The sequence below is a fragment of the Aureispira sp. CCB-E genome (assembly GCF_031326345.1).
Classification (GTDB): Bacteria; Bacteroidota; Bacteroidia; order Chitinophagales; family Saprospiraceae; genus Aureispira.
In genome coordinates, this window is sequence record NZ_CP133671.1 from 2,851,733 (window position 1) to 2,875,657 (window position 23,925).

At 36.0% G+C, this 23,925-nt stretch carries 22 protein-coding genes; 16 read left to right on the forward strand and 6 right to left on the reverse strand.

The genetic code is table 11. From position 1 onward, the window contains the following. Positions 1 to 90 precede the first annotated feature (90 nt). The 5 genes from QP953_RS10750 (at position 91) to QP953_RS10770 (ending at position 2,807) form a co-directional block, all read left to right on the forward strand. Entirely contained in the window at positions 91 to 600 is a 510-nt protein-coding gene (locus QP953_RS10750; protein WP_052598357.1) for an RNA polymerase sigma factor, read from the forward strand. Next, complete coding sequence (locus QP953_RS10755) at positions 590 to 1,051, forward strand: hypothetical protein (protein WP_052598358.1); 462 nt, start codon at positions 590 to 592, stop codon at positions 1,049 to 1,051. The genes QP953_RS10750 and QP953_RS10755 overlap by 11 nt, the downstream gene beginning before the upstream one ends. Before the next feature lie 126 nt (positions 1,052 to 1,177). Beyond that, positions 1,178 to 1,627, forward strand: a complete 450-nt coding sequence (locus QP953_RS10760) for a DUF4252 domain-containing protein (RefSeq protein WP_052598359.1) — start codon at positions 1,178 to 1,180, stop codon at positions 1,625 to 1,627. Positions 1,628 to 1,701: 74 nt separating this feature from the next. Then, positions 1,702 to 2,217, forward strand: a complete 516-nt coding sequence (locus QP953_RS10765) for a DUF4252 domain-containing protein (protein ID WP_052598360.1) — start codon at positions 1,702 to 1,704, stop codon at positions 2,215 to 2,217. 32 nt (positions 2,218 to 2,249) lie between these two features. Next, a complete protein-coding gene (locus QP953_RS10770) occupies positions 2,250 to 2,807 on the forward strand; it encodes a DUF4252 domain-containing protein (RefSeq protein ID WP_309554995.1) in 558 nt (185 codons plus the stop codon). Positions 2,808 to 2,993: 186 nt separating this feature from the next. Here QP953_RS10770 and lon read toward each other — a convergent pair whose 3' ends face one another. Together lon and QP953_RS10780 are read right to left on the reverse strand one after the other, a co-directional pair. After that, entirely contained in the window at positions 2,994 to 5,393 is a 2,400-nt protein-coding gene (gene lon, locus QP953_RS10775; RefSeq protein WP_408913532.1) for an endopeptidase La, read from the reverse strand. 319 nt (positions 5,394 to 5,712) lie between these two features. Then, positions 5,713 to 6,474 carry a 7-carboxy-7-deazaguanine synthase QueE gene (locus QP953_RS10780; RefSeq protein WP_052598363.1) on the reverse strand — a complete coding sequence of 254 codons (762 nt, stop codon included), beginning with the start codon at positions 6,472 to 6,474 and terminating at the stop codon, positions 5,713 to 5,715. Positions 6,475 to 7,119: 645 nt separating this feature from the next. Between QP953_RS10780 and QP953_RS10785 the strand changes: the two genes are divergently transcribed. The 6 genes from QP953_RS10785 (at position 7,120) to QP953_RS10810 (ending at position 13,855) form a co-directional block, all read left to right on the forward strand. Continuing rightward, positions 7,120 to 8,721 carry a hypothetical protein gene (locus QP953_RS10785; RefSeq protein ID WP_052598364.1) on the forward strand — a complete coding sequence of 534 codons (1,602 nt, stop codon included), beginning with the start codon at positions 7,120 to 7,122 and terminating at the stop codon, positions 8,719 to 8,721. Positions 8,722 to 8,971: 250 nt separating this feature from the next. Continuing rightward, on the forward strand, positions 8,972 to 10,486 hold the full coding sequence (locus QP953_RS10790) for a hypothetical protein (protein WP_309554998.1): 1,515 nt from the start codon (positions 8,972 to 8,974) through the stop codon (positions 10,484 to 10,486). Position 10,487: 1 nt separating this feature from the next. Further along, positions 10,488 to 11,909: a hypothetical protein gene (locus tag QP953_RS10795; protein WP_052598366.1), complete on the forward strand. Its 1,422-nt coding sequence runs from the start codon at positions 10,488 to 10,490 to the stop codon at positions 11,907 to 11,909. 92 nt (positions 11,910 to 12,001) lie between these two features. Beyond that, positions 12,002 to 12,745: a hypothetical protein gene (locus QP953_RS10800; protein WP_309555000.1), complete on the forward strand. Its 744-nt coding sequence runs from the start codon at positions 12,002 to 12,004 to the stop codon at positions 12,743 to 12,745. A gap of 215 nt (positions 12,746 to 12,960) precedes the next feature. Then, positions 12,961 to 13,443 carry a cytochrome c gene (locus tag QP953_RS10805; RefSeq protein WP_309555001.1) on the forward strand — a complete coding sequence of 161 codons (483 nt, stop codon included), beginning with the start codon at positions 12,961 to 12,963 and terminating at the stop codon, positions 13,441 to 13,443. Between the two features lies 1 nt (position 13,444). Next, positions 13,445 to 13,855 carry a cytochrome c gene (locus QP953_RS10810; RefSeq protein ID WP_052598369.1) on the forward strand — a complete coding sequence of 137 codons (411 nt, stop codon included), beginning with the start codon at positions 13,445 to 13,447 and terminating at the stop codon, positions 13,853 to 13,855. A 9-nt stretch (positions 13,856 to 13,864) separates the two neighbouring features. Here the strand turns inward: QP953_RS10810 and QP953_RS10815 are convergent, their stop codons facing one another. From QP953_RS10815 to QP953_RS10825, 3 genes are all read right to left on the reverse strand, one after another. Continuing rightward, positions 13,865 to 14,281 carry a response regulator gene (locus QP953_RS10815; RefSeq protein ID WP_309555002.1) on the reverse strand — a complete coding sequence of 139 codons (417 nt, stop codon included), beginning with the start codon at positions 14,279 to 14,281 and terminating at the stop codon, positions 13,865 to 13,867. 268 nt (positions 14,282 to 14,549) lie between these two features. Continuing rightward, complete coding sequence (locus tag QP953_RS10820; protein ID WP_052598371.1) at positions 14,550 to 15,146, reverse strand: transferase hexapeptide repeat family protein; 597 nt, start codon at positions 15,144 to 15,146, stop codon at positions 14,550 to 14,552. 183 nt (positions 15,147 to 15,329) lie between these two features. Next, on the reverse strand, positions 15,330 to 16,664 hold the full coding sequence (locus QP953_RS10825) for a hypothetical protein (protein ID WP_309555003.1): 1,335 nt from the start codon (positions 16,662 to 16,664) through the stop codon (positions 15,330 to 15,332). Between the two features lie 451 nt (positions 16,665 to 17,115). Here QP953_RS10825 and rseP point away from each other — a divergent pair, with 451 nt between their 5' ends. Then, positions 17,116 to 18,456 (forward strand): RIP metalloprotease RseP, encoded by a 1,341-nt coding sequence (rseP, locus tag QP953_RS10830; protein WP_052598373.1) that lies wholly within the window; start codon positions 17,116 to 17,118, stop codon positions 18,454 to 18,456. A gap of 190 nt (positions 18,457 to 18,646) precedes the next feature. Next, positions 18,647 to 19,333 (forward strand): carboxypeptidase-like regulatory domain-containing protein, encoded by a 687-nt coding sequence (locus tag QP953_RS10835; protein WP_231512813.1) that lies wholly within the window; start codon positions 18,647 to 18,649, stop codon positions 19,331 to 19,333. Positions 19,334 to 19,409: 76 nt separating this feature from the next. Here QP953_RS10835 and mqnB read toward each other — a convergent pair whose 3' ends face one another. Then, positions 19,410 to 20,084 (reverse strand): futalosine hydrolase, encoded by a 675-nt coding sequence (mqnB, locus tag QP953_RS10840; RefSeq protein ID WP_309555004.1) that lies wholly within the window; start codon positions 20,082 to 20,084, stop codon positions 19,410 to 19,412. Between the two features lie 503 nt (positions 20,085 to 20,587). On the opposite strand from mqnB, the gene QP953_RS10845 reads away from it, so the two are divergent. The 3 genes from QP953_RS10845 (at position 20,588) to QP953_RS10855 (ending at position 23,821) form a co-directional block, all read left to right on the forward strand. Next, a complete protein-coding gene (locus QP953_RS10845; protein ID WP_309555006.1) occupies positions 20,588 to 21,922 on the forward strand; it encodes an AAA family ATPase in 1,335 nt (444 codons plus the stop codon). 1 nt (position 21,923) lies between these two features. After that, positions 21,924 to 23,177, forward strand: coding sequence for a tetratricopeptide repeat protein (locus QP953_RS10850; RefSeq protein WP_309555007.1), 1,254 nt, complete (start codon positions 21,924 to 21,926; stop codon positions 23,175 to 23,177). A gap of 224 nt (positions 23,178 to 23,401) precedes the next feature. Continuing rightward, positions 23,402 to 23,821 (forward strand): nucleoside-diphosphate kinase, encoded by a 420-nt coding sequence (locus QP953_RS10855; RefSeq protein ID WP_309555008.1) that lies wholly within the window; start codon positions 23,402 to 23,404, stop codon positions 23,819 to 23,821. Positions 23,822 to 23,925: the final 104 nt, after the last annotated feature.

A 23,925-nucleotide genomic window follows, 5' to 3' on the forward strand; every position in this document is an offset into this window, starting at 1 on the left:
CCTTTTGTTGGAAATAGAAAAAATAATTTTTTTTGAAACTAGGTGTAACTTTTTCTACAGTGCCTCGTCTTTGAAGTGAAATCACGCTACATGACACTAAAAGAATTTACATATCAACTCGTAGAATTGAAAGATAAGCTCTTTCGTTTTTCTGCTCGAATCGTTGGAGACGATGAGTTGGCAGAGGATGTTGTGCAAGATGTCGTTATCAAAATGTGGAATAAAAGAGAGAATCGACATGAGTACAAAAATTTAGAAGCATACTGCATGCGCATGACAAAAAATTTATCCATTGATAAAACAAGAGCTAAAAGTTTTCAAAATATTTCTTTGGACAAGGCACCAGAGCAAGTTCAAGATAGCCAAAATCCTTATCAACAAACTGCTCAAAAAGACACCGTATCACACATTCATCAATTGATGCAAGAACTACCAGAAAAGCAGCGTATGGTGATGCAACTTCGAGATATTGAGGGGATGGAATATAAAGAAATAGCAGAAGCACTAGAGTTGCCTTTGAATCAAGTAAAAGTAAATCTGTTTAGAGCTCGTAAGAGCATTCGAACACAATTGTTAAATATAGAATCTTATGGATTATAAGACAATAAAAAAGATACTGGACAAATATTGGGAAGGAGAAACTTCTTTGAAAGAAGAACAATTGCTAAAAGATTACTTTAATAGCAACCAAGTAGCAAAAGAGTTAGAATCTTTTCGCCCTCTATTTGTCTATTATAAAAAAGAGCAAGAAAAAACATCTACTCAGTCCTTTGAAAAACTGAAAAAGAAACCTGTTGTTCATCGTTTGGTACCAACATGGTTGGTTGCAGCGGCTAGTATTGTTCTTGTATTAGCTGTAGGGACATTTTGTTATCTAAATCAAAGTAATTCTAATACGGCTATTTTTGCAGTAGATGAAACGACCAAGGATACTTATGAAGATCCTCAAAAGGCATATGAAGAAGCGAAAGCTGCTTTGATGCTAATTTCTAAAGGATTGAATAAAGGAATGACCAAAACGAAGGAAGGCGTTCAAAAAGCTAAACAATAAAACGCATTACCAAACCCAATGTATTAAGAACCTTATCCTAATAGATGCAGGATTGATCACCTGTTATAAAGTAAAGCTTTACGATAAATTAAAATCATTCAAAAACAAATTAGACCAAAACAAATTATGAAAACAATTATCGCAATTTTTATCGTAATCGCTTCTTTTTCTTTCACCATGCAAGCGCAAAATAATTTTATTGAAAAGCATATGAAAGCATATTTGAACGACGATCATTTTACCTCTATGAATTTTGCTTTGAGCAACTTGCTTTCAAAAGAAATGCTCAAAGAAATTCAAGCAGAATTAGGAAAGGCAGAGCATAAATTTGCCAAATTGATCAAAAATTTAAGCAAAATGACGCTTTTGATGACCGAAAAACAGCCTCAACAGTATTATAAAGAAACGATGGCTTTGATCAAGAAAAATAAATACATGCCTTTAATGACTGTCAAGGAGGGCAAAAGTGGTGGGATGAATATTTTGGTTCGAGAGGGCAAAAAAGGTGTCGAAGAGGTCTTGATGTTAGCTGGTGGTGAAGATGATTTTGTCTTGATATCTTTTTCAAATAAATAGGGGAAATAATTTTAAAGAAAATTAAAAAACAACAAAATTCGCTAGGAGCTAGTGAATTGCTAAAACAATATACAATGAAAAATATAATCACAATATTGGTGCTATTCTTCGCCATACAAGGAGCATTTGCACAGGAGAATGCAATAGAAAAATATTTTCAAAAATACGAAGATAAAGAGGCATTTACCTCTGTTTATGTGAGCGAATATATGTTTAGTCTGTTTGCTGATATAGATATGGAGAGCTCAGAAGACAAGGAGGTAATGGAGATTTTGCAGGGGTTGAAGAGTTTGCAGGTGCTAACAACTGAGAAAGATGGCAAAAAATACTATGAAGAAGCCATTAAATTGGTCAATCCTAAAGAATACAAGGTCTTGATGAAAGTGCGAGATGGAGATACCAATGTTCGGTTTTTAATCAAAAAAGAAGGTAGCCAAGTAAAGGAGTTGTTACTTTTAGTAGGGGGAGAGGAGTTTGTTCTACTAAGTATAGTCGGCAATGTTGACTTAAAAAAGATCTCTAAACTTGCCAAACACATGGATATACAAGGTATGGAGCATTTGGACAAGGTCGAAGGCGAGGCACACTAAATTTTATCTCATCACACCAAAAAGACAAAACAATGAAAGCAATAATTATTCTATTACTAATTAGCATGAGCAGTGCATCAATGGCTCAAAACTTGGAATTAGATGCTTTTTTTATCAAGCATAGACACCACCCCAATACGATTGCGATGGCACTTCCTGGCTGGTTGGTCAAGTTTGGACTAAATGCTTCTGAAGCAAAGGAGGATGTGGATGAATACAGACCATTATTAAGAGGATTGAACAACATTCGTTTGTTGGTCATGGAAGAAAAAAATTATGCTTCTCAAAAGGAGATCAATCGCCTAATTACTAGTGTACGCAAACGCCGTTATGTCGATTTGCTTTCGGTCAAAGAAGGCACGACTTCGGTACACATTCTGGTAAAAGAAAAGAAAACTAAAAAACGAGATTTGATTCGACATGTGATGATTTTGGTAGCCGAAGAAGATGAATTAGTCTTACTAACTTTAAATGGTCGTTGGAAAAAAGAACTGTTGCAAAAAGCACTGAAAAATGGCAATATAGATTTCTTAGGTGGGGTGGTTGATGGGCATCGTTCAACTGAAACAACTGCCGTAGCACAACTATAAGTATAACCAATCATAACCTAACCAACTTGTACTTTGAATAGTATGGCTCAAGTGAACTGGATTCGCTTGAGCTCTTTTATTTCAATCTGAAATAGTTTTTTATCCTATCTTTTCCTTGAAATACTTATCATTCACAATAGTTGCATTATAACAACCTACAACTATTGCGAATGAAACAGCCTAATTTTATTGAGGAGAACTCAATGCTAAATTTAAGACTTCTTGCATTTTCTTAACATAGTGAAATTGTACTCCTTGGATGTATTCAGGGTTAATTTCTTTGACATCCTTTTCATTATCTGCGCACATGATAATTTCCTTCACACCAGCACGTTTAGCTGCCAATACCTTTTCTTTGATTCCCCCTACAGGCAAGACTTTACCACGGAGAGTAATTTCTCCCGTCATAGCTAAATGTTGGCGTAATGGACGTTTGGTGAAAGCAGAAGCCAAGGCACTTAGCATGGTAATACCAGCCGAAGGACCATCTTTGGGAATTCCACCCGCCGGAACGTGGATGTGTACATTCGTTTCATCAAAAGCTTCCGCTTGGATGCCCAACGGTTCTCCATGCGCTCTTAAATAACTTAAAGCAGTTGTTGCTGACTCTTTCATAACATCGCCCAAGTTTCCAGTTAGGATTAGCTTTCCTTTACCTCTACTCAAACTAGATTCTATAAATAAAATATCTCCTCCAACACTAGTCCAAGCCAAACCAACAGCAACACCAGGTTCTTGTTCTTCTTCAAAGATATCATCTAAGTTGACCTTTTTGGGACCTAAAATAGTACTAATATCTTCTGGACTTAGATTTTTGTTAGTATTCGTCTTAGTGACCACTTTTTTGGCAACATGACGCATAACCTTAGCAATTTCACGATCCAAAGAGCGAACGCCAGATTCACGTGTATAGTCCGAAATAACTTTGTTTAAGGCAGCATCATCTAGAACAATATCTTCATCTGTTAAACCATGCTCTTTTAGTTGCTTTGAAACCAAGTGGCGTTTGGCAATTTCTAATTTTTCCTCTACCGAATAGCCATTAACTTGGATGATTTCCATACGGTCTAGTAAAGCAGGTTGAATACTTTGCAACGAGTTGGCGGTAGCGATGAATAAGACTTTAGACAAGTCATATTCCAATTCTAAATAATTATCATAAAAAGAAGTATTCTGCTCAGGATCTAGAATTTCTAATAGGGCAGAAGAAGGATCGCCTTTATAGCTTGTTCCTAGCTTGTCAATCTCATCCAAAATAAACACAGGATTATCTGATTCTGCCTTTTTTAGCGACTGAATGATACGCCCAGGCATTGCACCGATGTACGTTTTGCGATGTCCACGCAATTCAGATTCATCATGTACCCCTCCGAGAGACATGCGGATATATTTTCGACCAATGGCTTTGGCAATCGAACGCCCCAACGATGTTTTCCCAACACCAGGAGGACCTACCAAGCACAAGATTGGTGATTTCATATCTTGTCTTAATTTCAAAACAGCCAAGTGTTCTAAAATTCTATCTTTTACTTTGTCCAAACCAAAGTGATCACTGTCCAAAATATCTTCTGCCGAAGACAAATCAAAGGAATCTTCTGTGACTTCGTTCCACGGTAAATCGACCAATACTTCTAGGTAGTTAACCAAAATTGAGTGTTCTGGTGCAGCAGGGTTCATGCGTTTTAACTTACGCAATTCTTTATCAAACTTATCTTGAACTGTTTTGGACCATTGTTTATTTTTAGCCTTTTCCTCTAAATCGGAAATATCATTTTGAGTAGGAGATTCTCCCAACTCTTCTTGAATTTTTTTCAATTGTTGGTTCAGGATATAATCACGCTGTTGTTTCTCCATGTCACCATGAACATCTACCTCAATTTTTTGCTTCAATTCCAGTACCTGCAACTCATGATTCATGTGTTGAAGAATTTCATCTGCTTTATCTTCTGTTCGTTCAATTTCGAGCAAAGCTTGTTTGGTAGCAATATCTACATTTAGATTAGAACCGATGAAATTGACCAAAAAGTGCTGACTCTTGATGTTTTGAAGCATCAACGAAGCATCGTTAGGAATATTGGGAGAGAGCTTAATGATCTTTTCAGCCAAATCTCGCATCGAAGAAACGATAGCTAAGAATTGAGGTGTGTTATTAGGTACCTCAATTTTGGCAAACTCTAAAGAACCTTTTAGAAACGGTTCTGATTGTAACAATTGCTTTAGTTCTAATTTTTGACGTCCTTGAAGGATAGCGGTTGTGGTACCATCAGGCATTTTTAATACCTTTAAAATTTTGGCAACCACACCAACTTTGAACAAATCCTCTTGCATAGGATCTGCTACTTTGATATCTCGTTGTGTTAGAACCGCAATATTCTTATCCGAATGGTAAGCTTCGTTTACTGCAGCAATAGATTTTGGGCGCCCCACTGTAATTGGAATAATAACTCCAGGAAATAAAACAGTGTTTTTAAGTGCTAGAATGGGTAAAATGTCAGGGTAATCTTCCTGCTCATTTTCGTCGAATCCTTGCTCGTTGATTGAAAAAAGAGGTAAAAAATCTACTTCGTCATTACTTCCACTTAGCATTTGCAATTGTATATTATTAGGTAAATTAATATTTGTTCTTGATTTCACGTGCTTTTATTTTTGTCAGAATACTTGCCAATTTGTCATTGGTAGACACAAAGTCATCTACTAGGTTTTATTGGTGTTGTATTGCTTTTACTAGCCTATTTTGTTAAAAATCAGTATTGTTTTAAAGTATTAGGCTTGGTAGCTTCTGAGAATTATTCAAGGAATGTGCCATTCCAATTTTTAACAATTTTTCGTACAATTTGTCAGTTAAGTAATGTTCAAAAAAATAAGTTTTCAAAATTTTGCTGCAAGCCGAGAGATTATTTTTTTACTAAACACCTGTTAGCTGATTCCATATTTCTATATGGAGTCGAGTACACATTCTCAACTGATGTTCGATGCAAATATCTGCTACCAACTGATTGCGTTCTAAAAGCTGCTCAATGCTATCTGCACCAGGCATTAAGACAATTTTTTTTGAGTCAATTAATCCCGTATGAACTAGTTGTGTTTGTATTTCCTCAAAATCTTGTTTAGTTGTAACAACAAATTTAAACATAGTGTTCGGATTTGCTGAAAACCATTTTAGGATGGAGTGATTGATCCGTTGGCTGGTTGGCATGCCAGAATTGCTTAACTTGGGGGAGGTGTTCCAATAATGGACCCGAGCATCAAGCGAAGAAAGTGGCAGTATAGTAGCATTGGTTTCTATTTCAATAATAGGACGAAGCGCATATTCTGTTTCTAGGTATTCTAAAAAGGCAACGATTCGTTCTTGTTGCAAAAGTGGCTCGCCCCCTGTAATAACCAAATGCACCCCTGTTTGTAGGCGTTGTATAAAATTGGTACTTTGATTTAATTCTTTTAGTAGGTCTGCAAAAGAATAAGTAGTTCCTTTCATCCAGACATCTATAGTGTCGCAAACCCAAGTCGCTCCATCGCGCAGCACCCCATCTTTTTCGACTCCCTTGCCACCACACATAAGGTTGCATCCTGTCAATCGGAGAAAAATAGCAGGGATGCCAGATGTACGACCTTCTCCCTGTAAACTGTAAAAGTATTCGCTGACAGCAATTTTTTGATTTTTAGACATTCTTAAAATAATTATAAGCCTTGTTTACTTTGTTAATGATTATCACCAGCATACAAACCTAACTGCTTTTGTGAGGTGTTTTTATAAGAAATAAGAATAATTCGAGATAAAGTCTAATAAAAACCTTAAAAAAAATCCTTATTTTAGCACCCAAGTAGATAAAAAACGTTATGACAAAATTTACGACTCCTCTTCTTATTAATTGATTGTAGTTCGTTCATTAGATTATTAAGATGATAACTCTTTTTTTGCGAATTATTGAATTGACTTAAATACTAACTTTCTTGGTTGCGGGTTTTGAAAAATAAGAAGTATGTTGTGTTGTTACGAAACATTATAATATTGTATTAGGTTGTTTAAAATAAGTAAAATTAGAACAACTTTTGACGATTTCCTAATTACAATTGGTATTCGATCGATTAATAATACACTATTAAAATCTTTTTGCTATGGTTTAGTTTCGTAGAAAACAGCAAAAAGGAAATAAAATAAGCTGTATTTTTTAATTTATTAAAGGATTATCACACCAATTTGCATAAAATTTGCATCTAATGGTTTGTAAATATTAAAACGATTAACCATCCACTCAACTAGTACGTTTAAGGGTACTAATATAACATTTGGAAAATATCAAATTATATAATTATGAGAAGACTATATTCTGGAATTTTGGCAACTATAATTGGCGCATTATGTTCTATGCCAGTAGATATGATTGCCCAAAAAGGACCAAGTGAAGGAACTTCTGGAAAAGTGCGCACCAAGATTGTAAGGGACTGTGAATATGAAGTCCTTCCAGGATTGGCAGAAATAACGTCTATTGAAAAAATTCGACCAGCTTCTGAAAGCGCTTTGAAGTATGATGAGCATGAGGTCTTGTTTAAGTTTACTCCTATGGAGGGAGGAGAGATACTCGAAATGCTTAGAGATACAGAGATTGAATTTGTATTGCGCTCTCGTGCCATCCGTGTTCCTGTTGGACCTGAATATATTAAGGCTAAGAATTTAAAGGTAGGAACCAAATATGCGATGAACTTGCTACAAACTAGAAATAGAGATGCTTGTTTGGAATTGTATACGTACGAATCTAAAGCACTAGACAATGACTTGTTTGAAGCGTACGAGCATATTATTGATTATACCAAAGAGGCTTATGTGCAGCAATTGGAAGCAAAGGAACGAGCTTACGAGCGTAATAAAGCGAATGAAAAAGATGTCGTCGTTGCAGAAACGGTCGACCCTACTGTGGAAACAGTTGTAGAAACTCCTATTCAAGAAGATGAATTTGATTATGGAGGGCTTTCTGAGGAAGAAATTGCCAATTTGTCAGAAGCAGAAATGCGTGCCTTGGTCGAAAAGAATTTAAGAAAGAAATTTGAAGATGAAGGCACTCCAAGTTCTTATGACGGAGGATCTTCTGGCATTGATGAAGCAAAATTGAGAGCAGAAATAGAGGCTAAGAAGAGAGAGGAATATGCAGCACAGTTGGCTGCTGCCGAAAATGGAAAGGCAAACTCATCTACTACGACTATTAAATCAAATAATTCTAATAAATCTAGCAATGCAGCTAGTGATGCGATTCGAGAAGCAAAACGAAAAGCAAAGGAAGCTGAAAAAGCAGCTAGATTGGAGGAAAAACGTAAAGAGCAAGAGGCTTTGGAAAGAGCTCGCAAAAAAGAGGAGTTGAGACAAAAATTAGAAAAAGAAGTAGAAGCCGAAATTCAAAGAGAAATAGAAGAAAAGGCAGAAGCAGCTCGTTTAGCAGCTATTCAAGAGGCTAAGAAAGAAGAGGAAGAGCGTAACAAAAAAACAGCAGCGATTGAGAAAATTAAGGAAATTGAGCGAGAAATGGCTCAACGCATCGTGGATGAGACCAAACGTAAGGATTGTGTCTTTGGAGATCGTATTTCTGGAACAATTGAAGTGATCAAAGTAAGCAAGGTAAAAGAGGCGAACTTAAGTCACTTGAAATATACGGAATATGAAGTCATGGTTACTTTCCGCCCAGATAATTATGCTGATTTGTCTAAAAAAGAGAAAAAAGACTGGGAGGCAGCTTTTGTCTTTACGCTAGATCCAATGGGGCAAAATGCCAATCCTGGCGCTGGTTACATTAGAAAGTATAAAGTATTCAAAGCTTCTAAATACCAAGGTTTTGCTCAGCCATTACAGTCTGGGATTTGTACAGAAATGATGCTTTATTCTCCTGATTTGCCTAATGATGGAGCTAAAATAAAATTAAAATAGTTCGTGCTTTGAGTGTCAAAAGCGACAAAGCTTGATGACTATATTATCTTAAATGAAACGTGGCTCTCTTCAACTGTTGAAGGAAGCCACGTTTTTATTGGATAAGAATTCTTTATGTTTTATTTCAGACTAAAACAAGCACTTTTAATCGTTATGATTGGTGCGTAATGATAATTTGAGTTCCCCAAGCATTACTTTGTAGAAACTATGAAGTAGTAGCGTAGCTAAGTATTACAAATAATACTCGATTATGATGTTCAAATTCTGTGTATTTCTTTTGATAGTTATGAATACCAACGGCATTGCTATTGTGCATGGTCAGCAGTTGCCTGTTGTTAAGCCACTGCCTAAGACGATGCAAATAAATAGTGTAAACTATGAAATAATTCCTGGTTTAGCAGAAATAACTCAAATTCAGTTGATGAAAGAGGCCAAAGAAAGTGCTCTGGGGTATGATGAATACAAGGTATTGTTTCGATTTATACCAATGGAAGGGCATGAGTTATTAGAAGTGTTAAAAAATAAGGAATTAGAAATAATGCTCAAATATCATAGCTCCTCTGTTCGGGTAGGTGCTGCTTATATTCGAAAAATGAATTTAAGAGTTGGAACTCGATATGCTATGAAATTATTTCAAACACACAGTGGAGGGCTGAATATTGAACGTTATTTTTATGAATCTAAAGTTCTTGAAAATCAATTGTTCAAAGTGTACGAACGAGTGATTGAGGAACTGAGTTTAACCCTCACATTTAATGCAAATGACTCTACGATTATAAGCAAAATACATCAAGAATTAACACCTGCTGAGCAACGTGCTTTGATTGATGCAGAACTAAAACCTATTGTAGACAACCATGCTTCTGAAAAGCCTTTCTTTACACAATCGTCATTGGATTTCCTGAAAAAACATAGTACGTTGTTGGATGAATATGAAGCGGCATTAGGGGCATTGGCTAAGCAAGAAGAGGAAAAATATCAACAGCGTTTGTTACAAGAAAAAGCTGAACAAGAAGCAGCTGATTTATTGGCGGAGAAGGTAAAAGCTATTGCTAATTCTGAAGCCCCAAAAGTTGCCCCAAGTACTGCAATTGTAAGAGGGTGTTATTATGAAGTAATTCCTGGATCAGCTGAAATAACAGCTATTGAGCATTGCCTGTCTGCTCAAAAAAGTGTCTATAAATATAATGAACACAAGGTGCTTTTTCGATTTACTCCTGAGCAGGGATATACTATTTTGGATAAATTGCAAGGAAAGGAATTGGAATTTATGCTTTATTATCGAGATCAAAAAGTTTGTGTAGGACCTGCTTATATTCAACAAAAGGGATTAAAGGTGGGGCAACATTATCCTATGCAGTTGTATCAAAAGAGAGAAGGGCAAATTTGTACCGAGCAATATACGTACACTTCTGAAATACTGGACAACGATTTATTTGAGTTGTTTCCTCAGCGTTCTATGTGGCTAGAAAAAATGAAAAAAGAAACAACCCAAGTGTTGGATAGTCTAGAGGAGTTAGAGATCGATTCAACTTCAACTATTATGAATTATGAAAGGGCTAAAAAGGATTTGAAATTGGCACAATTGGATAAACGCTTGGGCATCATTCGAGCCAATAGAGCAATTCAATTGGCTAGGCAAAAGGCTCGGAATCTTAAAAGAATGGAGCGTATGAAATATAAAGAAATGCGCAAAAGATTAAAAGGAGAGCCCATTATTCAAGTGGGTAATCTACGTACCAAAACTGCTCATCCTCAAAAGTAAAATGACCTTGTACCGCCAGTATCCATATTCTCTAATAACTATTATCGTTAGTCTTTGCGTTTATCTAGTCGTTCATAAAACAACAGACAAAGCCCGAAATGCTAATCCATTTTTATACGATCAAGCAGGCTATTATAACTACCTACCTGCCTCATTTCTTTATCAAGATTTAACCTTTTCGTATTTGGATAATTTGTCCATGGATAAGAACTCGTTCTTGAGTCCGCAAAGTAGCAAAGATGGGAGAAAGGTAACACTTAATCGTTATGGCGTTGGCGTAGCGATGCTATTGAGCCCATTTTTTGTTATGGCAAGCCTGCAAGCTGAACTATCGGGAACGCCTGTGGATGGTTTTTCGACTCCTTATAGAAGCTGGATTTTTGGAGCACAATTTTTTTACCTCTTTTTAGCTTTTTTATTATTGAGAAATGTTTTGTTGCGGTATTATCAAGACAAGATTGTGGCAACGACATGCTTAATTCTTGCTTTAGGAACAAATCTTTTTTATTATGCACTGTATGAGCCTGTCATGTCGCATAACTATTCTTTTTTTTTATTTAGTTATTGTCTTTATATGACAGTTAAATGGCTAAACGAACAAAAAAAACACCAATTGCTGTTCTTGGGAATTGCGTTTGGGCTATTGGCAAATGTTCGATTAACCAACAGTATTTTTATACTGGTTTTGTTGCTATGGGAGGTCGGTACTTTAAAAGGTCTGAAGGCTAGATTGGTGTTGTTAAAATCCAATTGGCAGTGGTTGACTGTAGCTTTGCTATTAACTGCTCTTACCTTTATCCCACAACTATATTATTGGTATTCAATGACAGGGTATTGGTTCGTTAATTCCTACGGAGTCGAACAAGGGACTTTTTTCTGGTTGGATCCCATGCTTTTTGAAATCCTTTTGGGATATAAAAAAGGTTGGTTGGTGTATACTCCTTTAATGAGTTTGGGAGTAATAGGAATGTTCTTTATGCATCGATACCAAGAAAAGTTATTTTGGGGAACCTTGCTATATACTTTGTTGAATTGGTACATTATTTCTTGTTGGTGGTGTTGGTGGTATGGAGGAAGCTTTGGAATGCGCCCTTTGATTGAATCCATGGTTCCTTTTTCTTTTGCGATAGCTGCTTTGTTGCAGTGGTTTTTTCAAAAAAAATGGCGGTTGATCCCAATTGTTATTATAATACTCGGAGGAGTTGCTTTAAATGCGCTTCAAACGTATCAATATACACAGGGGTGTATTCATAGTTTTGGAATGACTCGTCAATCGTATTGGCTTGTATTTGGAAAAATACCTCCTTTGTCTCCTGAGTTATACCAAACTTATGACCATTATTTATTAGGTGTCTACATGAACGAGATGACGGAGGCTGCTCGCGCAGAAACAAAGACTTATAATGAGCGTTCCGAAAAATAGTGTTTGTTGTACACCAATATCCAGCCAAGAGTCATCTTATTAGTTATAAAGAATTGTAATCCTAAAAATATTCATCTTTAAAGCTAAACAACATGAAAAAAGTATCCTTTATAATAACTAGTATTTTTTTTATTTTACCAATGTGGGGGGTAGCTCAATCAGGTCTTAGTGCAATTGCCCCACAAACAAAAACTGTTCGAGGTTGCGTTTATGAAGTTGTGCCAGGATTAGCCGAAATAACAAAGATAGAGGTTAGTAAAGGTGCTGCAGAAAGTGTTCTGAATTATGATGAGCATAAAATTACATTCCAATTTACACCAATGGAAAGTGACAATTTATTGACTTGTTTAAAAGAAAACGAATTGGAGTTTACTTTGAGAAGTAACATTGCAAAAATACCTGTTGGTCCTCAATATATTCAACAAAAGAAACTAAAAGAAGGTACCAAGTATGCGATGAATATTTTACAAACTAAGGATCAAAAGGCTTGTTTGGAGCAGTATGTTTACGAATCTAAGGCATTGGATAATGATTTGTTTGAAGTTAAAGAACAACTTATTCCTTTTATAAAAGCTAATTATCCTAAGATATATAGCGATATTGAAGTAAAGTTGGAAGCTTGTTTGGCTACTCAAGACACAATTACGAATACCTTAGAAGTTGATAAAAGAAATTTGAAAGCTGTGCTTGAAATAGAACAAAAAAAGCAAGACTATAAAAGTAATGAAATGAAAAAAGAGGGCGCTTCCTATATTTATATTACCCGAAGGGCTGCGTTTAAAAAAGCTAGAAAGATAGCTCGTCAGAAAAAAGGGAAAAACAAAAAGAACAGTTGAACTAGACATAGAAAACTACTTTTATCATTTCTAAATAGTCTTTTTTAGAAGTAGCTATACACCACTTCAATGCTAATTCATAACCATTCTAAACTTTAATTTATAATTATTCTAGGTTAATCTGTAATAGACTTTTGAGTGGTATTTCTCTTTACAATCGCTTATTTTAGTATTTCTAAATCACGATGATTTTGTCACCCTAAACTAAAATAGCAATGGAAGGAAAAGAGCTTTTTAAGCAAATGGATAAAATTAGTAAATTAGGAGTACTAATTGGAATTGCCTTTATAATTTTAATCGGACTAGTATTACAAGAAGGTCTATCTAGTGGGTTTCAAGATGAAAGCGCTTTGGTTGTTGAACAAGAAAAAACTGTAGTAATAAGAACCTCCAACAAAGTGGATGGCGATGTTATAGAAGGCAAAGACTTGTTTTTGCAAAAATGTGCTTCTTGTCACAATATAGATATGGTTAGCGATATGATAGGACCTGCTTTGTACGGTGCGGTTGATCGATGGGGAAATTGGGCAGATTTATACCAATGGGTACAAGATTATAGTGTGCTGATAGAACAAGAGCATCCTAGAGCTTTGGAAATGGAAAAATGGTCTCCGTCAATAATGACAGCCTTTTCTAATTTGGATACAACACAAATACGAAATATCTTTGCGTTTGTAGAAATGAAAACGGGTTTTTAGTATGAATCGAAAAGTACTTGGAATGTTGGGAGGAATATGGTTGTGTTTAACGAGTTGTAGCTCTGAAACAAACCCACCTCAAACAACTCCTGAAATAAAGAAAACAGTTGCTATTAAATCAAAAATAGGAAAAAAACTATTTTTAGAACATTGCGCAGCATGCCATAATACAAATATGGTAGACGATATGACAGGTCCAGCTCTGTATGGGGTAGAAAGTCGTTGGTCAAATCGAGGAGAGCTTATTCAGTTTGTTCAAAATCCTCAAGAGTTAATTAACAACAACCATGAACGAGCCGCTAAAGTAGCAGCGTTGTGGCCTAGTGAAATGACCGCTTTTCCGCAGTTAGATAGCTCGGCAATAGAAGAAATATTAGCTTTTGTGAAAGAAAAAGGTGCATTAGCGAACTAATGCTTTATTCTAATGTGGTTTTTGTTGACGTAATTTCGTAACAGCTCGTTCAATTAAACCTTGAATAGTGGCTTCGTCCAATGGTTTTTGGGCATATTCCAAAACACTGGGAAACTTAGCAGCCTTTTTCTGATCCTCTTCGGCAATAGAGCTAGTGAGCAAGCAAATTACAAAGGAATGATCTTGATGTGCCATAGCATTTTCATAAATGTTAAGAAACTGAAAACCGTCCATAATAGGCATATCTATATCTAAAAAGACAAGTGTTTTTAGATTAGAATCTTGTGCTGTAATAAGATAAATTAAGCCCGCTTCTCCATTTTCAAATGTCTTAATAGAAGCATTGGGCAATAATTTCTGTACAATTTTTTTATTGATTGTTGTAACTATCTTATCATCGTCAATAAGAATAATTTCGTCTAACATAGGTTGCAGTATTTATCAAGAAAATATTTGATCATTAGTCCGCTTAAATCACGTCGAAACCCCAGTAAGCTAAAGTGAAAAATTAAGCTTGAAGAATAGGTTGGTACTAATAGCACAAAGGGGCTGTTCATGAGCGCAGCAAACTACTATATTAAATAACTTCAATATAAGCGTTAATTATAATACAACCTTCAAGCCATTTTAACAAAAAAAGAAGTTGTTTTAGTGTGGATATTTTAATCATTACTCTTTTGGAATGCCCAAAACACTATTTTTTTAGCTCATGCCATGTTTTGTAATTAGAATAATCTTGAACTTTTAGATCTTTGGGAACCGTACGCAAAGGCACACACTCTTTGAGGGTTTGTTGACATTCAGCAGGCAATTGTTGATAGAGTGCAGTGCCCTCCGTTTTCCAATCTACCATTTCGTCAGGCAAATCTTTGATAATTTTGGCAGGATTACCCACGACTAGTTTTTGATTAGGAATCTTGGTGTTGGCAGGTACAAAACACAGCGCACCAATTAGGCAATTATCACCTACCTCAACATCATCCATCAAAACAGCGTTCATTCCGACCAGTGCATTTTTACCTACAGTAGCCCCATGGATAATGGCTCCATGACCAATATGCGCTCCTTCTTTTAAATAAACGGTTTTGCCAGGAAAAATATGCACCACGCAGTTCTCTTGCACATTACAACCATCCTCAACGATAATTTGCCCCCAATCTCCTCTCAAGACAGCTCCAGGACCAATGTATACCTTGGCACCAATAATAACATTTCCTGTAACATTTGCTTGTGGGTGTACAAAAGCTGTTTCGTGCACAACAGGTTTGTAACCATTAAATTCGTAAAACATTTTTTTCGTTTTGTGTATTTTTAACAATAATCTATTTCTCAATAGTTAGCTGCGCTGCTAACTATTAATTTCTTATACAAAAGACTTATTTGTCCAAGATATTATTTTGAGGTAGCAAATTATTGTTTTGAATATATTTAGTAATAGCTAAGAAGGCAACAAGTACATTACCCGCCAGGCGTTTTAGTCGACCAATTCTAGACTAAATGGCATTATTTCCATAGTTTCTTGATGTTGCCACCAACCTTTGAGTTGGCAATTAGCAAAGTAACCATTGAATCGTTCTCTTTGTTCATTATTTTTGATTCGATAAAAATTGAGCGTAGCTTCTATAGATGCCTCGAAATTCCCTTCGATGGGCAATTTACGATGAGGTCTATTGGGATACCAATAGAAACCTTGCAATTTCCCATAATTAAAAGAGGCTTCCATCTGAATTGGCGTTTCCCCAATTTTTCCTGCAAATATATATTTTTTAGAGCTAGAATAATCTATTTTTGTACAAGGTTCATCTTTCCAAGGAATAGGAGTAGGAAGGTTGTTGAGTGTATATTGTGCTCCATTCCAATCCCAGCGAATATGTTTGTTAGGTGAAAATTCAAGAACAATAGATGAGGCATGGATATTAAGATTGAAATTTACTTGGTCTAATTGTTCGACACCAAGCCAATGTTTCCAATGGTCTTGGTTTTGTGTCAGTCCTTCTTTGGAATAAGTTTTTTCAATCAAAAAGAAACCAGAATGTTTTGGTTGGAGGACTTTATTTTGAGCCCAAAAGGGAAGCGCTGCTTCTAAGCGGGCATACATTTGAGACGAAAATACTTGCGAAGAAATATTATGCCATGTTCCTTTTTTCTTTTCCCATACCCAAAATCTAATATCATGCTTTTGATATGTGCCGTTTAATGTACGAATAGATCTTCCTACATTGGCCATATCTTGAGCAATTCGACTCAAAGCATCCTCGTCATCAGGAATACTAGTATTGCCTTGTGCTATTAACTCTTTTAAATCATTATAATGGAATTCTATCTCCTCTTGATACCCACCATAACTTTCTTGAGACTGCACTGCCAACAAGACGATAGGATGACCATCTTTGCTATTTAATAACTGATAATGCGATACCCAGTCTTGTTCCCCTGATGTGCCATACCAGCCTCCTTCGAATTGAATGTTGGTAGTAGATGCTTTTCTTAGGTTATAATAATAAGAATAATCGCCATCTTCTACGCCCTCTAAAAACTGTATGGTATCTGCGCGGAGTTGCAGACGAGTTTTGGGAGCTTCTAAAGGAAAGTGGTAACTAAAAAAAGGAAGTTCATTGATGTATTGGGCTAAAGGAGGTAGGGTATTAAATGTTGGTGTTGTCGAGTTAGACGAGGAATCAGAAATTGTTTTAGAATGAAGTGTGGTATTGTTGCTAGGAGCACTATTCTCTTTCATATTTTCCTTGTTTACAGCATTCTGGCAACTGCAAAGAACTAAAATGAGTGCAAAATAAAATAATATTTTCATTGGTTTTGATATTGTGAGGAATCCTATAGGCGTTTAGGAATATTCGATGAAGTTGTTTGGTTGAATAATTGTAACGTGTTGAACATATTCAACTTTCTATCTAAAATACTGTTATTTTTATGTTATTTATAGATTAGTAGTTCGTTGATTTTTTACTTTTTTACCAAAAAGATAAAAAAGCACATTCTTATTAGATTGATAATCAGAATTTTACCATAAAATGTAGTAGGTTTATATCTTATTAATTATCAAACTAATAAAGTTTAGCTTCGCTGCTACTGCGTGGTTTCAACGAACTATTATAGATAGGACAGCAAGGATTTAATCATGAAGCACGACATTGTTAAAAAAAATCTACAAAAGAGCCAATTTCTTTTTGTATTTTCGCAAGCCAAACAAAGAAAACCGCTGTTGGTATAACAAACAGGTAAAATAAAAGAATATAAGAAAAATGGGGTATTTTATTATGGGAATGCAGCTCTTATTGAGCTTGTCAATTTTAGTAACATTACATGAATTTGGGCATTATTGGACCGCCAAGAAATTTGGTATGCGTGTGGAGAAATTTTTCTTGTTTTTTGATGCAGGATTTCATTTGTATAAGAAAAAAATAGGAGAAACAGAGTATGGAATTGGTTGGTTGCCTTTGGGAGGTTATGTGAAAATTTCAGGGATGATTGACGAAAGCATGGATCGAGAGGCTATGGCTCAACCACCTCAACCTTGGGAATTCCGTTCCAAACCAGCTTGGCAACGCTTGATTGTAATGATAGGAGGGGTGACGGTTAATTTTTTGCTAGGGATCTTTTTGTTTGCGATGCTATCGTGGATTTATGGCGATAAGTACTTGCCAGCAGAAAATGCTGTTTATGGAATTGCCGTTTCTGGTTTAGCAGAAGAAATGGGATTGCAAGATGGAGATAAAGTTTTGGCAATCGGAGAGGAGCCTTTTGATAAATTTAATTCGGGAGTTGTGACCGCCAAAATGCTTTTGGATCAAGTTTTTGAACTTACAATAGAACGAAATGGAGAAAAAATGACATTAACAGTGCCTGATAGTACTGTCGTCAAATTGACCAAATATAGCAAGAAAAAAATTCGCTTATTCGAACCAAGGGTGCCTTTTGTGGCAAAACAAATTGCAGGAAAATCGCCAGCAGAAAAAGTAGGGTTTGAACGAGAAGATTCTATTGTAGCACTAAATGGCATACCAACACCTTTTTTTAACGACTTTTTGGCAATAGCATCTGAAGAAAAAGACAAAGATATAACCGTTGATTTTTATCGAAATGGAGAACTTCAAACCAAGACTGTTCATACAACAGAAAATGGAATAATTGGAATAGCTCCTTATGGACCACCTCGATTTTTTGCCTTAGATACAATTCATTATGGTTTCTTTGAGTCTTTTCCTGTCGCTGTCGTCAAAAGTTACGACTTTTTGGCCAATCAAATCAAAGCATTTGGACAGATGTTTACCAATAGAATTAAGGCACAAGATAGCTTAGGAGGATTTATTTCCATCGGTCAAATGTTTCCTCCTTATTGGGATTGGGAATATTTTTGGAGAATGACAGCCATTTTATCGCTAATTTTAGGCTTTATGAATTTGCTGCCAATTCCTGCTTTAGATGGTGGGCATGTACTCTTTTTGCTTTTTGAAATCGTAGCACGTCGACCCGTTAACGAAAAGGTTTTAGAATATGCACAAGTAGTTGGAATTATCTTGCTGCTAGGTTTGTTATTATTTGCAAATGGCTTAGATATTTATGGGATTTTCTTTCCCTCGTAAATTTATTTGTTATTAAAGCGTTAAAAAACCAACTTCAACTACCCAATTAACGTTTAATGAGGTACAGTAAAAGTGGTTTCTAAAGTTAAAATCAAACAATAATAGAGGTTATTATAAACATGTATTTTATGATAATGTCTGTTATCCTTAATTGTAAACAATTACTTATGATTGTTATAATCTAATAAATATGATGACACCAAAATATTTCCTTGCACTAGTTCTTAGTTTTTTTGCCTTGACGACAATGGCGCAAGAAGAATCTGATATTGTTGAAGTATATGGTCTGATTGTGACCAAAGGGCAAGCTGCTCAATATGCTTATGTTCCTTTTGTAACAGTAGCGGTAAAAGGGACAACACGAGGAACATATGCCAATTACGAAGGAATGTACTCTATTGTTGTTAAGAAAGGGCAAACATTATCTTTCTCAGCAGTAGGTTTTGAGGCTAGAGATATTGTTATTCCTGAAGATATCAACGGTATGTATCATAGTTTGACGGTAGAATTAGAACCAGCAGAGATAAATATGGAAGAAGTTACCGTTTTTCCTTGGCCAGATCGCAACAATTTGGCAGCAGAGTTTTTGGCAATGCAACCCAACCGTGCAGGTCAATTAGAAGCTATCGCTAAGGATAATCTAGATAAACAACAACTATTAGCAGTCGCTAATGCAACAGATGCCGATGGTAGAGAAAGTTCTATTCGATACTTGCGCCAACAATCAAGCGACTATTCTTATCAAGGTCAACAAGCGCCACAGTCTATTTTTGATCCAATTGCATGGGGGAAATTCTTTAACCAGTGGAAAAAGAAAAAACGAACGGCTAAGGAAGAACAAATGATTAAGATATTAGAGGGAGAGAACGGAAGATAATAGAGTTTAGTTAGCATGTATTAACATTAACAGGAAAGTCATCGCTTTTATAAATCGGGCGATGACTTTTTGCTTTTTACTCAGAAAATAAATCAATAATTTCTACGGCAACCTTATTCAAGTTGTCAATAGCCAAAGGAATGTTCCAATTATCTTTGTTGCGAGGCTCTACATAATTGGAAACACTACGAACTTGCAAACAATCAATTTGATGTTGTAGGCAAGCATAAAAGATAGCAGCCCCTTCCATAGATTCTAAATCAGCGGTATATTTGCCTTGAATTTTTTTAATACTTTCTAAGGTACCGTGTACTTTGCTGACGGTTATGGCAGTAGCCTGCGGCAAAAACTTGTGTTCTGTGTTAGGGGCATATAGTTTTCCATTAATATAAGGCGGCTCATTCCAGTCCATCAATTGCATTTCGAATAAATCGGTAAAACTTCCATCGGCTTCTTCCACTCCCACATCGGCAAAACGATCGTTAACAATTTGAAATACTTCTCCAATCTTGAAGTTCTTATTAAAAGCACCAGCAATACCTAAATTTAGAACTAAATCAAAATTATGCTGTGCCAATACTGTGGCTAATGCAAAACTTGTGTGAATGGGACCAACTCCTGTCACTAAAATATGAATGTCTATCTTTTGGGAAAAGAAGCGTCTGTTTTCTTTGTTTTTAAAATTACTTTTTAAGTAATCTAATAAAGGGATAATTTCAAATTCTGTAGCACTAGCGACCAATAATTTCATTGTGTTGAATACATTATTTTGTGGTAAAATCGTATTTGTCTGATTATTAATAAAATGTACTTTTGTTGTCTAAAGCTTTAAATGGTTGATAAACAACGGCGAAGCATCCACAACTGAAGGGCATACCACCGCCAACTAAGCTTGCCGAGTAGTGCAAAGGAACTAGCTGTTGATGAGCAAGCCGAGCATAGCGAGCTCACGACCGAAGGGAGTAACAAAGTGAATGACTGCGAAGTATAATAATCAAGACGATTCCTTGAATGATAATTAGAATAAGTTTATGCAAAGCGACATAAAAGTACTATTTTTCCCAATAGTAGACCATTAAATTTTTGGTTTTTCTACGATAAGTTGCTTCAAGATTGTAATAGATAAGAGATCGTACGAAAACGTAAAGGAATGATGCTTTAATCGAAGGCATTGGGTAACATGACAATAGCTGTATTGGATAGTTTTAGTAGCTACTATACAACGGCAGAAAAATATAGAATTAAATAAAACTTATGAACAACACACTTAAAAATTTAAGAGAAGCGGTTGCTTTATCTCCTGACAACGCTATTTTAAGAAAAATGCTAGCTAAAGAATTGATGAATCAAAGCTATTGGTCAGAAGCAGAAATGGAGTTAAAAGTCGTTTTGCGCTTAACGGGAGAAGACCAAGAAGCAAAACTTTGGTTGGCTCAAACCTATTGGGCATTAGATAAAAAGTCAGTTGCGGCAGTTATTGCAGAGGAATTAGAAGAACAAGGTTGCGACACACCTGCATTTACCTTTTTATTGGCACAACTAGCTTTGGAAAATAAGGACTTACCCAAAGCAAAGGCGTACTATGAAAAAGCCATTGATGCTAATTTAGCACTAAAAGATACAGGCTTTGAAGCACAACTTAAAAATACTATTTTGGATAGTGGCATGGCGATGGGAAACACAACGGAATCTTCTGAAGAGGATGCACCTTTTTTTGCCGATATAGAAAAACCTGCTATTTCTTTTGAGCAGGTGGGTGGATTAGAGTCTATTAAGAAAGAGATTGCTTTAAAAATTATCCATCCTTTAAAAAATCCTCAAATATATGAGGCTTATGGTAAAAAAATAGGAGGAGGCGTTTTGTTGTATGGGCCTCCAGGATGTGGAAAGACATTATTGGCAAGGGCGACGGCTGGTGAAATAAATGCTTCTTTTATCAATGTTGGGATTAGTGATATTTTGGATATGTGGGTAGGAAGCAGCGAGCGCAATTTGCATGAAATTTTTCAAAAAGCTAGAGCTAGCAAGCCTTGTGTCTTATTTTTTGATGAGGTAGATGCCTTGGGAGCGAGTCGTTCTAACATGCAAAATTCTTCTAGCCGTTTTATTGTCAATCAATTTCTGGATGAATTGGACGGGATTCGTTATTCCAACGATGGTTTATTAATTCTAGCAGCTACAAATAGCCCTTGGTATTTAGATGCTGCTTTTCGTCGCCCAGGACGTTTTGATCGAATCATTTTTGTGCAACCACCTGATGCACCTGCACGAGAAGCCATCCTAAACTTGTATTTGGAGCAAATCCCTAAGGAGGCAGGAATTAATATCTCTAAATTGGTTAAGCAAACTAAGGATTACTCTGGAGCAGACCTAAAAGCTATTATTGATATTGCTGTAGAAAGTAAATTGGAAGAGTCTCTAATGCAAAATAAAGTTGTTCCCATTACCCAAAAAGACTTGCTAAACGCGATTAAACGCCATCAACCTTCTACCAAAGATTGGTTGGCTACTGCTAAAAATCACGTCTTATATGCCAATCAGAGTGGTCTATATGATGATGTTATGAAATATCTTAACCTGAAAAAATAAAATGATTGATCAAGAACAATTTTTAAACCGTGCTCAATCTTTGATAGATGTCCATCGTTATGAAATGGCTTTGCAAGAGCTGCAAAAAGCGATGGAAATAAATCCCGATAATGGGCATGCTTGGTTGCTAATGCTCATTTGTTATACCAAGATGGGAAAAACTGACAAAGCGATTGATATTGCACGTCAATTGTTAAGTACGTATCCCGAAGAACCATTGATTTATTTTCTTTTGGCATTGAACCTAACGGATGAAGAGGCATTGGTAGAAGCAGAAGAAATTGCCTTGGCAGGACTAAACATAGCGCCTACCTATGTTAATTTACTAGGGTTGTTAGGGCGTATTCATCTAATACGAAAAGATTGGGAAGCAGCTCTTAGATATGCCGATGAAGGCTTGGCAATTGATCCGAGTGAAGTCGATTGTTTGAATATTCGGGTAAAAGCTCTTACACAGTTGGGTCGAAAGGAGGAGTTGAAGGCTTCTATGGAAGATACCTTATCGGCAGAGCCGAATAATCCTTATACGCATAATAATATCGGTTGGTCAAAACTTCAAGCAGGGGATCACGAAGGAGCAAAAGAGCATTTTGCACAAGCATTACGCATTAATCCTAATTTAGATGATGCTAGAATAGGTTTGTTGGAGGCTTTGAAAGCGAAAAATTTTATGTATCGAATTTTCTTGAGTTGGATGTTCTGGATGGCAAACAAGACGGAAGGTTCTCAATGGTTCATAATCATTGGCTTGTATTTTGGCGCACGTTATTTAAGGCAAATATCGGCGCATTATCCCTTTTTGATTCCTGTGGTTGTTTTATTGGCAATCGCTTTCTATATGACATGGGTGATGAATCCTTTATTCAATTTATTTATCAAATTAGATAAAACGGCTCGGTATGCATTAACCCCTGAAGAATCTAGTGGGGCAAATGTTGTTGGTATTGGTGTTGCTGTAGGGCTAACTGCTATTGCTACTTATGCGCTCACAGGTTGGGATGAGGCTTCTTTGATTGCTATTTTTGCTTTGTCAATTGTTATACCGAGTTATATGTATTTTGACTTTAAGGGCACAACGTATGAAATGCATGCGAAAGTCTCTGCCATTGCCTTTTGGGGGATTGGCTCATTAGCATTGCTTGGTGTGCTGTTAGGAATGTCTGGTGCCAATAGTTTATGGACGATCTATTTTCTAGGTTTCTTTGGCTATCAATTTGCTGCTAATTACTGGAATATGAATAATTCAAATCGGTAATATGATTAAAGCAGCGATAGGTCTTAATGTCTTCTTGTCTATATTGCTTTTTTCGATTTATGTTTACTTTGTCATGCCCTTGGTTTTGGGGATTGATTTGTACGGAACTTTGTAGTATTTTTTTTAAAATCCTTGTTATTACTCCACTTATTTTACTACATTTGCGGCAAGCTTAATAAGCAAACAAAAATAAAATTTATAAACTAACAAATAAACGTAGGAAAATGGTTACTAATAGAACGCTAACAATGATTAAACCTGATGCTGTAAAAGCAGGACACATTGGTGGAATTTTGAACCAAATTAATGAAGCTGGTTTTAGAATCGTTGCAATGAAAATGACTCAGTTGACTAAAGCTGGTGCAGAAGCATTTTATGCCGTACATAAGGAAAGACCTTTCTTTGGTGAGTTGGTAGAATTCATGACTTCTGGTCCTATCGTAGCAGCTATTTTAGAAAAAGATAATGCTGTTGAGGATTTCCGTACGTTGATTGGTGCTACTAATCCTGCTGAAGCTGCTGAAGGAACTATCCGTGCAAAATATGCTAAGAGCATTGGTGAGAATGCGGTACACGGTTCTGATTCTGATGAGAATGCTGAAATCGAAGGTAACTTCCACTTTGGTGGTGTTGAGCAATTCTAAATAGAAGCTCGCTAAGAGTTACACATATATTTTTATGAGAGGTGGTCTTGATTTTTTCAAGACCACCTTTTTTTGTACCAAAGCAAAAAATCTACGAAGTATTA